The organism is Bifidobacterium mizhiense, from assembly GCF_020884755.1.
GTDB lineage: Bacteria > Actinomycetota > Actinomycetes > Actinomycetales > Bifidobacteriaceae > Bombiscardovia > Bombiscardovia mizhiensis.
In genome coordinates, this window is sequence record NZ_BPWE01000001.1 from 1 (window position 1) to 13,861 (window position 13,861).

The 13,861-nt window shown below is 62.4% G+C and carries 11 protein-coding genes; 1 reads left to right on the forward strand and 10 read right to left on the reverse strand.

Going from position 1 to position 13,861, the window contains the following annotated elements:
• Positions 1-264 precede the first annotated feature (264 nt).
• Entirely contained in the window at positions 265-1,131 is an 867-nt protein-coding gene (locus LPC22_RS00005; RefSeq protein WP_024627413.1) for a TrmH family RNA methyltransferase, read from the forward strand.
• A gap of 183 nt (positions 1,132-1,314) precedes the next feature.
• On the opposite strand, the gene LPC22_RS00010 is transcribed toward LPC22_RS00005, so the two are convergent.
• From LPC22_RS00010 to aroQ, 10 genes are all read right to left on the reverse strand, one after another.
• Positions 1,315-2,631: a uracil-xanthine permease family protein gene (locus tag LPC22_RS00010; protein WP_229131558.1), complete on the reverse strand. Its 1,317-nt coding sequence runs from the start codon at positions 2,629-2,631 to the stop codon at positions 1,315-1,317.
• A gap of 101 nt (positions 2,632-2,732) precedes the next feature.
• Positions 2,733-3,455, reverse strand: coding sequence for a metal-sulfur cluster assembly factor (locus LPC22_RS08385; RefSeq protein WP_308443374.1), 723 nt, complete (start codon positions 3,453-3,455; stop codon positions 2,733-2,735).
• A complete protein-coding gene (gene sufU / locus LPC22_RS00020) occupies positions 3,452-4,039 on the reverse strand; it encodes a Fe-S cluster assembly sulfur transfer protein SufU (protein WP_229131559.1) in 588 nt (195 codons plus the stop codon). Before sufU ends, LPC22_RS08385 begins: the two co-directional genes overlap by 4 nt.
• 60 nt (positions 4,040-4,099) lie before the next feature.
• Positions 4,100-5,374 carry a SufS family cysteine desulfurase gene (locus LPC22_RS00025; RefSeq protein ID WP_229131560.1) on the reverse strand — a complete coding sequence of 425 codons (1,275 nt, stop codon included), beginning with the start codon at positions 5,372-5,374 and terminating at the stop codon, positions 4,100-4,102.
• A 21-nt stretch (positions 5,375-5,395) separates the two neighbouring features.
• Positions 5,396-6,175 (reverse strand): Fe-S cluster assembly ATPase SufC, encoded by a 780-nt coding sequence (gene sufC / locus LPC22_RS00030; protein ID WP_229131561.1) that lies wholly within the window; start codon positions 6,173-6,175, stop codon positions 5,396-5,398.
• 1 nt (position 6,176) lies between these two features.
• Positions 6,177-7,403 (reverse strand): Fe-S cluster assembly protein SufD, encoded by a 1,227-nt coding sequence (gene sufD, locus LPC22_RS00035; RefSeq protein ID WP_229131562.1) that lies wholly within the window; start codon positions 7,401-7,403, stop codon positions 6,177-6,179.
• The gene (gene sufB, locus LPC22_RS00040; RefSeq protein WP_154313578.1) at positions 7,403-8,857 is read right to left on the reverse strand and encodes a Fe-S cluster assembly protein SufB; all 1,455 of its coding nucleotides are present in this window, start codon (positions 8,855-8,857) and stop codon (positions 7,403-7,405) included. The genes sufD and sufB overlap by 1 nt, the downstream gene beginning before the upstream one ends.
• 261 nt (positions 8,858-9,118) lie before the next feature.
• Complete coding sequence (pyrG, locus tag LPC22_RS00045; RefSeq protein ID WP_024627405.1) at positions 9,119-10,783, reverse strand: CTP synthase; 1,665 nt, start codon at positions 10,781-10,783, stop codon at positions 9,119-9,121.
• A gap of 65 nt (positions 10,784-10,848) precedes the next feature.
• Positions 10,849-13,392, reverse strand: coding sequence for an excinuclease ABC subunit UvrA (locus tag LPC22_RS00050; protein ID WP_229131563.1), 2,544 nt, complete (start codon positions 13,390-13,392; stop codon positions 10,849-10,851).
• A complete protein-coding gene (gene aroQ / locus LPC22_RS00055; protein ID WP_024627403.1) occupies positions 13,389-13,859 on the reverse strand; it encodes a type II 3-dehydroquinate dehydratase in 471 nt (156 codons plus the stop codon). The genes LPC22_RS00050 and aroQ overlap by 4 nt, the downstream gene beginning before the upstream one ends.
• Positions 13,860-13,861 lie beyond the last annotated feature (2 nt).

The following is a 13,861-nucleotide window of genomic DNA, read 5'->3' on the forward strand; positions in this document are numbered from 1 at the left end:
GATCTGGTTCTCATTCCCCAATCGAACAGGAACGGGCACCCCTGCAAGACCCCTATTAACAACCCGACCTATTAACAACCACCCAACACGCTTACAGCCACAAGGCCAAACCCCCAACATAAACAACGCGTTTAGTTCCTATAGCCCTGATCGGTACGGCTCTTTCTGACCTATTATTCGAGCTCTCCATCGAAAATGTCTCATGCTCGGTTTTCAGTCGCGCCGCCTATGCTGTAACCAGGACCAGAAGGAGGAACGGAAGGCGTGCTCAAGGTGAGAATCGACTCCATCGAGGATGACAGAATCGAGGCCTACACCAGGCTGACCGAACCTCAGCTGCGCAACCGCCTGGAACCCGCTAAGGGCCTGTTTATCGCCGAATCCCCCAAGGTCATCGCCCGCGCCCTGGATGCCGGGGTTGAGCCTATCTCCTTCCTGGTGGAAGAGCCCTGGCTGGAGGGGATGCATTCCATGTTCGACCAGGTGGACGCAACCTTCGGACCCGACATTCCCGTCTACGTCGCCAGCCCAGCACAGCTCAAAGCCATCACCGGCTACCGGCTGCATCGGGGCGCACTAGCCGCCATGAGACGCTGGCCTCTGCCCACTGTGGAGCAGGTTTGCCGCTCGGCAAGGCGGGTGGCCGTCATGGAGAACATTGTTGATCACACCAACATCGGCGCACTGATGCGTTCTGCGGCAGCCCTACAGGTGGATGCGGTACTGGTAACCCCTTCCTGCTCTGACCCTCTCTACCGCAGGGCTGCAAGGGTCTCCATGGGCACTGTCTTTCAGGTTCCCTGGACCAGGATTGGTGGCGACGACGTCCACGCCTGGCCCGACCAGGGCATGCGCCAACTACACGATTTGGGCTTCACCACGGCAGCCATGGCCCTGAACCGGGATGCCATCAGCCTGGATGAACTGGCGGAACGGCTGGGGCCTGGGTCCGACCAGATTGATCGCCTGGCTTTAATATTCGGTACCGAAGGCGATGGGCTAAGCCACAGGACCATTGCCCGAGCGGACCTGACCGTGCGCATCCCCATGAGCCACGAGGTGGACAGCCTGAATGTGGCCGCCTCAAGCGCCGTAGCCTTCTACGCAACCAGACCCCAGCATGGTAGCTGAGCCTTGCCGGCTGACTGCACCAACCAGCCAACTGAGCCCTCTGCTGCGTAGCTAATTCCTGCTGACCTGAGTCTATTCACTTCATGGCTCAATATCGGGTAACCATTAACATCAGGCAATACTTGGCAACAGACCAAAGTTCGCGTGTCAAGTAACCAAGGAAGGTTGGCAACTCAGGCGCAATCAGCTCTGATGGGAGACGGCCTGCGAATCCTCATGAATGTAGTCGTCAGGGTCGATGGTTCCCCGCCAGCGGCCGATGGCCTTGAGACCGTGGTACATGACCAGCGTAGCCACAGAGCCGATGGCGATGCCGTTGAAACTGACCCCGGCAACCGCAAAGGTGAAGTCGGCTATGCCCACGATCATGACGACGGCACCCACGGTCATGTTGACGGACTTGCCGAAGTCCACCTTGTTCTCCACCCAGATACGGATGCCCAGCATGCCGATCATGCCGTAGAGCATGGTGGTGACCCCGCCCAGAACGCCGGTGGGGATGGTGTTGATGATGGCTCCGAACTTGGGGCAGAGGGAGAGCAGGAAAGCGAAAATGGCGGCGCACCAGTAGGCGGCCGTGGAGTAGACCTTGGTGGCGGCCATGACGCCGATGTTCTCTGCATAGGTGGTGGTTCCCGAGCCTCCGCCCAGTCCGGCCAGCGTGGTGCCCAGTCCGTCGGCCATCAGGGCGGTGCCGATCTGATCGTCATAATCGCGGCCGGTCATCAGGGCCACCGACTTGACGTGACCGATGTTCTCGGCCACCAGGACCAGCACCACGGGGATGAACATGGCCAGGACGGATGGGTCCGCCTGAGGTGTGTGGAAGTGAGGCAGACCGAACCAGGCGGCCTTTTCCACAGCCGCGAAGTCGACCTGCCCCTGGGTGACCGCGAAGATGTAGCCGACGATGACACCTAGAAGGATGTTGAGACGGCCGATCAGACCCTTGAAGAGGACTGCTATCAGCATGACGGCCACCAGGGTGACCAGGGCGGTCAGCGGGGCCGACTTGAAGTTCTTCCATGCCGAGGGAGCCAGGTTGAAGCCGATGATGGCCACAATGGCACCGTTGACCACCGGCGGCATGATCATATCGATCCATCGCGAGCCGGCAAAGTGGACGATCAGGCCGATCAGGAAGAGCAGGGCGCCGGTGACCATGATTCCGAAGGAGGCCACAGCCAGACCCTTGTGGGCGGTGGTCACCGCCAGAACCGGGGCGATGAAGCCGAAGGAGCTGCCCAGGTAAGAGGGCAGACGGTTACGGTTGATCAGCAGAAATAGGGCCGTGGACATGGCCGTGAAGAAGAGGGTTGTAGAGGGGTCGAAGCCGGTCAGAATGGGAACCAGGAATGTGGAGCCGAACATGGCGATGACATGCTGGGCACCGATTCCCGCCGTACGTGGCCATGTGAGTCGCTCATCGGGTTCCACCACTTCGCCCGGAGCCAATGTTTTCCCGTCCCCATGCAGTTTCCAGCCCATGGACAATGCCATTTCACTGTGCTTTCTCTCATGCGCCGTGCCGGTCACGGCGGACCGGAAACATCAGTATATTCACATGGGAGGACCCGGGATAGTCTACCGGGAGGATGGTCTCACTGATAGGTCGGCATGTTATCGAAGTTGAAGCCGATGGCGGCCAGCTGCTCGCGCCCTTCAGGAGTGATCATGTCCAGAGTCCAGCGCGGCGACCAGGTCCAATCGATGCGGAACTCCTCGACCAGACCCGCCAGGACGCTGGCGCACTGGTCCTCAATCAGATCAGTCAGCGGGCAGGCCGGCGTGGTCAGGGTCATGGTGATGATGGCTCGTCCCAATTCGTCGATTTCTATACCATAGACCAGCCCTAGGTCGACCACATCGATGCCCAGCTCGGGATCGATGACCTGGTGCAGGGCCTCCCTGACATCCTCAGCGGTGGCCCGGCCTATGTCGTCGACGGCCTTCAGAGGGATGGCTTCCTCAGCGGCAGCCTCGGCATCAGCTGCATTTTGATCCGCAGCCTTCTCGCCATTGGCGGCTGAGGCACTAGTCGAGGATTCATCATTCGAGCCCTGAGCCGTCGCTGAACTTTCAGCGGAAGCGTCAGGGGCACCGTGGTCGGCAGGCTGATCGTCGGACTTAGCCGAATCGGACTTCCTGCCTGCCTGGCCATCAACCTGACGCATGGAACCACCCTCGGCCGATTTCAAAACCGTTTCCGCGCCCAGGGGATTGCTGGCCAAGGCCTGTGCCGTACCTGGATCGCTGATGGCTCTGCCCACCGAGGCCAGGATGGAGTCCTGGGGTTCGGGCACCAGATTCGTATTGCCGCTCATACCTGCTCCTCCTTCTCACCTTTGTCGCCCTCTTGCCCAGCCGACAGAGCCTGGGCCACCGAAGCCTTCATGCCCTCCCAGCCCAACAGTGCGCACTTGATTCGCATGGGGTACTTGGACACGCCCTGGAAGACCATGGCATCACCGAGAGCATCCTGCGCCTGCTCGTCCTCGATGCCAGCTCCGCGCGATTCCATAAGCTTGCGGAAGTCGGCAGCCAGATCCATGGCATGGTCAACGGTCTGCCCCTGGACCAGATCCACCATGATGGATAGGCTGGCTTGGCTGATGGAGCAGCCTGAACCCTGCCAGACGATTCGCTGGATGAGATCGGGGCCGCCCTGCTCGCCAGGCGCCACTTCCACATGGATGGTGGCCTGATCTCCGCAGGTCGGATTGAACTGATGGGACTCGGCTGCCAGGCAGGCCTCGTGCTCCACCCTGATGGTCACGCCGTCGCCATCCGGGTCCTCCGCCGCATCAGCCTGATCTCCTACACGTCCGTGAGGTTTCCGGGCGGCGTCCAGGATCACCTCCTGGTACATCTGCTCCAGTTCCTCGTCATCCATCCCGAAATCCGCCATGTCCTTAAACCTACCAGTATGTCTTTGCTAAATCCGTCTATGCGCTGCCGGTGAATGCCCTCAGGCCACTTGGAAGAACCTGCGGACTCCAGAGACGGCATCCAGCAGGGCATCCGTGTCGGCCACGGTGTTGTAAACGCCGGTCGAGGCCCGGTTGGATGCCATCAAGCCAAAGTGACGATGCACCGGTTGGGCGCAGTGGTGCCCTACGCGGATGGCAATGCCGCGCGAATCCACATACTGGCCAACGTCATGAGGATGGACACCTTGGACATCGAAGGCGACCGTACCGATTCGGCCCTCTGGAGTAGTCGGCCCTAGGATGCGTACTCCGTCCAACTCCCCCAGCCTCAACAGACCGATGGTGATGGCCTTCTCGTGTTCGGCCACATTCTCCATGCCCAAATTCATCAGCCAATCGGCAGCCGCACCAGCCCCGATCATCTGTGCCACCGGCTGTGTGCCGGCCTCAAACCTGGCAGGAGGATCCATGTAGCTGGCTGGACGGTCCAGATAGGCCAGCTCCACCATGGATCCGCCGAACGAAGCAGGAGGCAGGGCCTCCAGCAGCTCTCGGCGGCCATAGAGGAAGCCCACGCCCGTGGGGCCATACATCTTGTGGGCACTCCAGGCGGCGAAGTCCACGTCCATGGCGTGCAGGTCCACAGGCAGATGAGGCACCGACTGGCAAACATCCAACACCACCAGGGCGCCCACCTGGTGGGCACGGCGAACTATGGGCTTGATGTCTGTGATGGCACCGGTCACGTTGCTGACGTGGGTGACGGCGACCACCTTGGTCCGCTCGGTGATGACCTGGTCGGCAGTATCGGCCAGAACACGACCCTCCTGATCCAGATCGAAGTACTTGAGCACTGCTCCGGTCCGGTAGCAGAGCTCCTGGAAGGGCAGGAGGACCGAGTGGTGCTCGGCCTTGCTGACCACGACCTCATCCCCAGGCTTCAGGGCGAATCGCTGTGCCGCCTTGCCTCCGCGACCCAGGCTGGCATTGCCGAAGGCGGTGGCGAGCAGGTTCAGAGCAGCCGTGGCCCCGGCGGTGACCACGATTTCCTCGCCACCCTCCTGGCCCTCTGCGCCGACAAGGGCGGCCACGCGTGAACGTGCATGCTCGAAAGCCATGGTGCTGCGGGCGGCCAACTCGTGGGCGCCCCGGTGCACCCCGGCGTTGTCCTTAAGATAGAAGTCCCGAACGGCATCGATGACCGCCAGGGGCTTCTGGGCAGTGGCGGCCGAATCCAGATAGACCAGGGGGTGGCCATGCACCTGCTGGTCCAGAATCGGAAACTGCTGCCGAATGCTGTCATCAATGACCATTGCGGACCCCTTCTCTTATCCTCAGGCCAGAGCCGATTCGGAGTCAGCACCCTCGGGCAGGTACTGGTCGTACCCGGTCTCCTCCAGGGTGTCGGCCAGCTCGGGGCCGCCGGTCTTCACAAAGCGGCCATCGGCGAAGACGTGGACGATGTCGGGCTTGATGTACTTGAGGATCCTGGTGTAGTGGGTGACCATGAGCACACCCATACCGGTGTTCTCCTTGGCCCTGTTGACACCCTCGGAGACGATGCGCAGGGCGTCCACGTCCAGACCGGAGTCGGTTTCGTCCAGGATGGCGAACTTGGGCTTGAGCAGTTCCAGCTGCAGGACCTCGGCACGCTTCTTCTCGCCTCCGGAGAAGCCCTCGTTGACCGAACGCCGAGCGAACTTGGGATCCATGCGCAGCCGCTTCATGGCATCGTTCAGGTCCTTGGTCCACTGGCGGATGGCCGGGGCCTTGCCGTCAACCTCGGTCTTGGCTGTACGCAGGAAGTTGGTCATGGACACGCCGGGCACCTCGACCGGGTACTGCATGGCCAGGAAGAGCCCTGCCTTAGCCCGCTCGTCAGGGGTCATCTTGAGCAGATCCTGCCCATCCAGCAGGGCCTGGCCCGAATCCACCTCGTACTTGGGATGGCCGGCCAGGGTGTATGCCAGGGTGGACTTGCCCGACCCGTTGGGCCCCATGATGGCGTGGGTCTCGCCGGAGTGGACGGTCAGCGTGGCCCCCTTGAGGATCTGCTTGCGACCCTCCTTGGTCTCCACTGAGACGTGCAGATCCTTGATTTCCAATGTGGACATGTCAGTTCTCCTCCAAAACGTGCTGCATCTCTTGATCCTCGCCGGCCGCCAGCCTGCGGTCGATGACCCCCATCAGGTGCCCGGAGACGCTGGGGACGTCAATCTCCTCCACCAGTTCGCCGAAGAAGCCTCGAACCACCAGCTTGCGGGCCTCCTGTTCGGGAATGCCGCGAGACTGCAGGTAGAAGAGCTCCTCGTCGTCGAAGCGGCCGACCGAGCTTGCATGCCCGGCACCGATGATGTCGCCGTTCTCGATCTCCAGGTTGGGCTCCGAGTCGGCTATGGCCCCAGGGGTCAGCACCAGGTTCCGGTTGAGCTCGTAGGAGTCGGTTCCAGGCGCGGTGGGCTGAATGAGCGCGTTGCCCACCCAGGTGGTGTGCGCGCCAATGCCGTCCAAGGCCCCCTTGTAGACCACACGGGACTTGCAGTTGGGATGGTTGTGCACCACCATGGTCCGGTGCTCCATGTGCTGGCCGGGATCGACGAAGTAGATGCCCAGCATGTTCAGGTTGCCCTGCTCGCCGCCGAAGTCCTGGTCCATGCGCAGCCGTACGACATCGCCGCCCAGACTGACCACCGAGTGACGCAGAGAAGCCTCGGCTCCTAGGTGAATGCGGTGGTTGCCTACATGCTTGCTGCCCTTGTCCCACTCCTGGATGAAGGTGGTCGACATCTGCGAATTGTCACCGATATCGATTTCAACGCCCTCGGCCAGACGTGCCTGGCCCTGGTGTTCGACCACCAGATCGGCCTTGGTGCCCGCCTCGGCCTTGATGACCAGATGGAATGCATCCAGCTCAGGGCCACCGCCGTTGACGCGAACCAGCACAGGCTGATCCAGGGTGCCCTTGAGGTTGACCACAGTCGCCTGCTTGCCGCTGGCCCACTCCACAGCGGCCGCTCGGTCACTGGGCTTGAGGACCGTGCCGCAGGGGGCCTGATCCATGGGAATCCGGCTGAAGCTGACCTGATCTGCGGGCGGTTCGGATCCGTCGATCATGGTGACCGAGACCTTGGTCAGGCCGCTGGGCTGGAAGACGGTGAAGAACTCCTCCATCCGGTCGATGGGGGTGAACCGCCAGTCATCCTGCTTTCGGGTAGGCATGGGGAAGTCGTCAGGATTGAAGGAGCGGGGCTCCTTGTCGGCGCTGGACGGCATGGTAGCCGGGAAAGCATAGGGATCCTTGGGATCCGCATGCGGAATGGTTATTTCGCTGTTTTGTGACATCAGCCTACCGAGCCCTCCATCTGCAATTCGACCAAGCGGTTGAGCTCCAACGCGTACTCCATGGGCAGCTGCCGGGAGATGGGCTCCACGAACCCGCGCACGATCATGCCCATGGCCTCCTTCTCCTCCAGGCCACGGCTCATCAGATAGAAGAGCTGGTCCTCGGAGACCTTGGAGACGGTGGCCTCGTGGGCCATGGAGACGTCGTCCTCGCGAACGTCCACGTGCGGGTAGGTATCCGAACGGGAGTAGTCGTCCACCAGCAGGGCGTCGCAGACCACCGAGGAGGAGGACTTCTCAGCTCCCTTGATGATTTTGACCAGGCCCCGGTATGCAGCCCTTCCTCCGTTGCGGGAGATGGACTTGGAGACGATGGTGGAGGAGGTGTGGGGTGCCAGATGAATCATCTTGGCGCCCGTGTCCTGATACTGGCCCTTGCCGGCGAAGCCCAGGGAGAGGGTCTCGGCCTTGGCGTAGGGCTCGGCCAGAATGCAGGCCGGGTACTTCATGGTGGCCTTGGACCCGATATTGCCGTCCACCCATTCCATGGTGCCGCCCTCGCGCACATAGGCACGCTGGGTAACCAGGTTGTAGACGTTGTTGGACCAGTTCTGGACCGTGGTGTAGCGCACACGGGCGTGAGGCTCGACCACGATCTCCACATTGGCCGCATGCAGGGAGTCTGTGGAGTAGATGGGGGCTGTGCAGCCCTCCACGTAATGGACGTAGGAACCCTCGTCGGCGATGATCAGCGTGCGCTCAAATTGGCCCATGTTGGGCGTGTTGATGCGGAAGTAGGCCTGCAGGGGGATGTCCACATGGACCCCCTTGGGCACGTAGACGAAGGAACCGCCCGACCAGGCCGCCGTGTTCAGGGCGGCGAACTTGTTGTCGTCCGGCGGAATGACCGTGGCGAAGTACTTGCGGAAGAGGTCCGGGTACTCCTTGAGGGCCGTGTCCGTATCCAGGAAGATGACCCCCTGCTTGCGCAGATCCTCACGGATGGAGTTGTAAATGACCTCGGACTCGTACTGGGCAGCCACGCCGGAGACCAGCCGCTTCTTCTCGGCCTCGGGAATGCCCAGCCGGTCATAGGTGGTGCGGATGTCGTCGGGCAGGTCCTTCCAGTCCTTGGCCTGCTCCTTCAAGGGCTTGACGTAGTACTTGAAGTCGTCGGCATCGAACCCGCTTAAATCCACGCCCCACTTGGGCATGGGCTTCTCCATGAAGGCCCGGTAGCCCTTGAGACGCATCTGCAGCATCCAGTCAGGCTCGCCCTTGTCGGCCGAGATGGCCCTGACCACGTCCTCGTCAATGCCCTTGTGGGCATTGCGCCCGGCATCGTCGGAGTCGTGCCAACCATAGGTATAGTCGCCGAACTCGGAGATGATCTGGTCGTCTTTTTTGATTTTTTCTTCATTGACGCGGGAGCGGTCGGCCACGTACTGGCTCATTTCCACATCCCGCGATGTGTCTGTCCGCTGCGAGGTGCTGTCCACGAGCTGAGACCTCCTAACACACGCACGGCCGCCATATGCGGCCGATCACACCATTACAGAATAACCAGGACGGCAGTAAACCGCCAGACCCGGGCTTACGCTCTCTAAGGAATCCAGCCGGTACTCTTGACAAAGTCGTTGATACGGACAATCGCCCGCCTCCCTGCAGAAGGGAAACGAGCGATCATACCGAAATGCCTGAAAAGGATCAGCCGCTCAGGCCGCCTCCTGGCCTCCGTGCTCCAGGCTGGCCTTGACCAGACCGGCGAAGAGGGGATGCGGCTTGGTGGGGCGGGACTTGAACTCCGGGTGGGCCTGGGTGCCCACATAGAAGGGGTGCTGGTCCTGGGAGAGCTCCACGAACTCGGTCAGCTGCCCATCAGGGCTGGTGCCCGAAATGTGCAGACCGGCCTTGTCCAGCCGCTCCTTGTAGGCCACATTGACCTCGTAGCGGTGGCGGTGACGCTCCGAAATCTCGGTGGAACCGTAGAGCTTGGCCACAAGGGAGTCGGGCTTGAGCACTGCCGGGTAGGCACCCAGCCGCATGGTGTGGCCCATGTCGCCATGGCCGGCCACGATGTCCTTCTGCTCCTCCATGGTGGCGATGACCGGGTTCTCGCAGTCAGGCTCGAACTCCGAGGAGTTGGCATCCTCCAGCCCCAGGACGTGACGGGCGAACTCGATGACCATGGACTGCAGGCCCAAGCAGAGTCCTAGGGCGGGCAGGCCGGTCTCGCGGGCGTAACGCAGGGCGCCGATCTTGCCCTCGATGCCGCGGATGCCGAAGCCTCCGGGAACCACGATGCCGTCGACACCCTCCAAGGCCTTGCGTGCACCGTCCATGGTCTCGCAGGTGTCAGCAGCCACCAGCTTGACCTGAACCTGGGACCGGTTGGCAAAGCCGCCGGCCTTCAGCGCCTCGATGACCGACAGGTAGGCGTCAGGCAGGTCGATGTACTTGCCAACGATAGCGATGGCCACCTTGGTGCGGGGGTTGTGGACCCGGTCCAGCAGATCCTCCCACTCGTTCCAGTCGACGTCGTGGAAGGGCAGTCCCAGCTTGCGCACCACGTAGGCATCCAGACCCTCCTTGTAGAGGATCTTGGGCACGTCGTAGATGCTGGGCGCATCCACGCAGTTGACCACGCCCTCGGCATCCACGTCACACATCAGGGAGATCTTGTCCTTGATGGCCTGGTTGAGCGGCCGGTCGGAGCGCAGCACCAGGGCGTCGGGAGCGATGCCCAGCTGGCGCAGGGCCATGACCGAGTGCTGGGTGGGCTTGGTCTTGAGCTCGTGGGCGGCGGCCACGTAGGGTACCAGGGAGACATGGACGAACATGCAGTTGTCCGGGCCGATGTCCCGACGAACCTCACGGGCGGCCTCCATGAAGGGCTGGGACTCGATGTCGCCCACAGTCCCGCCGATCTCGGTGATGATCACGTCCACGTCGTCGCTGGCCTGGGCCCGCATGCGGCTCTTGATCTCGTTGGTCACGTGGGGAATGACCTGGACGCACTGGCCCAGGTACTCCCCCGCCCGCTCCTTGCGCAGAACAGACTGGTAGATCTGGCCCGTGGTCACGTTGGCCTTCTGGGAGAGGAAGACGTCAGTGAAGCGCTCATAGTGGCCGATGTCCAGATCGGTCTCGGCCCCATCCTCGGTCACGTAGACCTCGCCGTGTTGGAAGGGATTCATGGTCCCCGGATCGACGTTGATGTAGGGATCCAGCTTCTGTTGAAGAACGCGAATTCCGCGGCTTCTCAGCAGTCGGCCCAGAGAGGATGCGGTCAGTCCCTTGCCCAGTGAAGAGACCACGCCGCCGGTGACGAAAATGTGTTTGGTGATATGCCCTTGCGAATTTCCATGTTCTCTGACCATGGAACTTCAGCCTATCAGGCAGGAGCGACCAGAAACCGGCCAACACACGAGGAGGACAGACCGATTCAGGGACGGCTCAGATGCAGATGGTCGGCCAGGTAGCGGCCGGTCACCGAATCAGGGTTACGGGCCACTGATTCAGGGTCGCCCTGGGCCACGATCCTTCCGCCTCGGTCACCACCCCCCGGGCCCATATCGACCACATGGTCTGCGTTGGCGATCATGTCCAGATCATGCTCGATGAAGACCACCGTGGCCCCCTTGCTGACCAGGCGCTCCAGCACCCCGATCAGGACGCGCACATCCAAGGGATGCAGGCCGGTGGTGGGTTCGTCCAGGACGAACATGGAGCCATTCTGTCTGCGGCCCAATTCGTTGGACAACTTCAGCCGCTGGGCCTCCCCGCCAGACAGGGATGGGGTGTCCTCCCCCAGGGTCAGGTAGTCCAGGCCCAGATCCTTCAGTGTCTGCAGGCCTCGGCGGATGGCCGTGTACTCCCGGCCCTGCGCGAAGACCTCCAGGGCTCGGCCCACCTCCATGGCCAGCAGATCGGGTAGGCTCAGCGGCTCCGGGTGGGCCGGCGTGGACAGACGGTACTGCTCGGTTTCCGGGCGGTATCGACGACCCTGGCAGCTGGGGCAGGTAATGGGGATGTCCGGCAGGAACTGCACATCCAGACTGATCTGGCCGGTGCCGTCGCATTGGGGACAGCGCAGCGATCCTGTGTTGTAGGAGAATGCGGAGATGCCCAGCTTGTCTTTTTCCGCCTGGTCAGTGGCCGCGAAGAGTCGGCGCAGCCGGTCCATCAGCCCCGAGTAGGTGGCCACTGTGGAACGCACGTTGATGCCTATGGGCGAGGAGTCCACCAGGCGAACCCTGTCGATGCCCGCCGGGTCCAGACTGTGCACATGCTTGGGCATGGGGTCGCCTTGAATTTGGGCCTGCAGGGCCGGGACCAGGGACTCCAGGATCATGGTGGTCTTGCCCGAGCCGGATACGCCGGTCACCGCCGTCATGCATCCCCGAGGAATGGCCAGATCCAGCGGGTGGACCGTGTGAATGGGTCCTGACTGCATGCGGATCCATTCATCCTCTGCAGGCATAGGGTGGCGGTCTCGTACCAGAACAGGCTCGCGTCCATCCAGAAAACCTGCAATGCGCGAGTCCGGGTCTGCAGCGATCCGCTCAGGGGCTCCCTGGGCCAGAATCCTGCCGCCACGCTCCCCTGCTCCGGGACCCATTTCGATTAGATAGTCGGCTGATTGCAAAACCTTGACGTCATGATCGACGAAAACCACGGAATTGCCGTCGGCCAGCAGGTCGCGCATGACCCCTATCAGCCCCTCCAGGTTGGCGGGATGCAGACCGGTCGAAGGCTCGTCCAGCACATAGAGCACGCCTGTGGTCTCATTGCGGACAGCCCTGGCCAACTGGGCCCGCTGCCGCTCGCCTGTGGACAGAGAGGCGCTGGAACGATCCAGGGTCAGGTAGCTCAGTCCCAGTTGGATCAACCGCCTACCCATTTCGTCCAAGGTCTTGCAGAGGGCCGAGGCCATGGGCTGCATGGGTTCAGGCAGCGTGGGTGGCAGCTTCCGGCCCCAGTCCAGCACCTTATCCAGGGGCCAGGAGGTGACCTCGGCCAGATTGTCCCCGTTGATTCGGGGCAGACGGGCTCGTTGGTTGAGCCGGGTGCCCTTGCAGTCCGGGCAGGTCCGCTCGGTCAGGAACTTGGCCACCTTGGCCAGACGCTTGTCGTCGTTGGCCCTCTTGAGCTCCTCGGTCACGGTCAGCCGTGCGTTGCGGAAGGTGAAGTCCAGCTCGTGGACACCCTTGATCGAAGTAATGGTGATGTGCTTCTTCTCGGCAGGCCCCTCGAAGACGATCTTCCGCTCCCGATCGGTCAGATCCCGCCAGGGCACGTCAGTGCGGACTCCGAACTCGCGCACGATGTCGGGCTGGACATTGAAGCCGAAGGTCCGCCAGGGCACCACGGCCCCCTGGTCGATGGTCAGGCTGTCATCGGGAACCAGGGTGGCATCGTCCACCTCGCGCACGGTCCCGGTCCCCTGGCAGGTGGGGCAGGCTCCCAAGGAGTTGAAGGCCAGCTCCTCAGCGCTGGGAGGCTCGACTTTAGCACCGCAGGTGGGGCAAGTGATGGGCATCTCGGCTGCCACAGCCAGAGTGGGCTCCTGTCGATGACCATTGGGGCAGACATGGCTGGCCAGCCGGGAGAACATCAACCTGAGCACGTTGAGCAGCTCGGTGGCGGTGCCGAAGGTGGAGCGCATGCCGCCCACGCCCGGCCGCTGACGCAGGGCCAGGGCAGGAGGCAGGAAACGCACCGACTCCACCTGGGGACGCTGGGCCTGGGTCATCCGCCTCCTGGTGTAGGTGGACAGGGATTCCAGGTAACGCCGGGACCCCTCGGCATAGAGGACCCCCAGAGCCAGGGAGGACTTGCCGGAACCAGAGACCCCGGCGATGCCTACCAAGCGATTGAGAGGAATGTCTACATCCAGGTTGCGCAGGTTGTGGACCCTGGCGCCGCGGACAAGGATGGCCTTGGGCGGTGCGGAGAGGTTTTTGCCGGTCTCCCCGCTGTCGCTCATGCGTTCTCCAGCAGGTGGGCCACTGCTTCCAGGGCCAGCCGGTAGCCGTAGAAGCCCATGCCGGTGATGGTGCCTGTGGCCACCGGCGAGATGACGCTACGTCGACGGAAGGCCTCCCTGGATGCCGGATTGGAAATATGGACCTCCATCAGCGGCAGCCCTGCCTGCGTGACTTGGACGGCGGCATCGGAAAGCCCGTAACTGTAGTGGGTGAAGGCGGCGGGGTTGAGCACCACTGCACTGCGCTGATCCACCGCCTGGTGCATCCAGCGAATGACCTGGCCCTCGTCGTCCGACTGCAGCACCTGAACATCCAGACCCAGCTGCTGGCCCCAGTCTTCGCAGTCCCGGGTCAGAGTCGCCAGATCCTGACGACCGTAGACATCAGGGTCGCGCACACCCAGCCGACCCAGGTTGGGTCCGTTGACCACCAGAACCGTCTGCCTGCCCTTGTCGGCATCCGCCATCT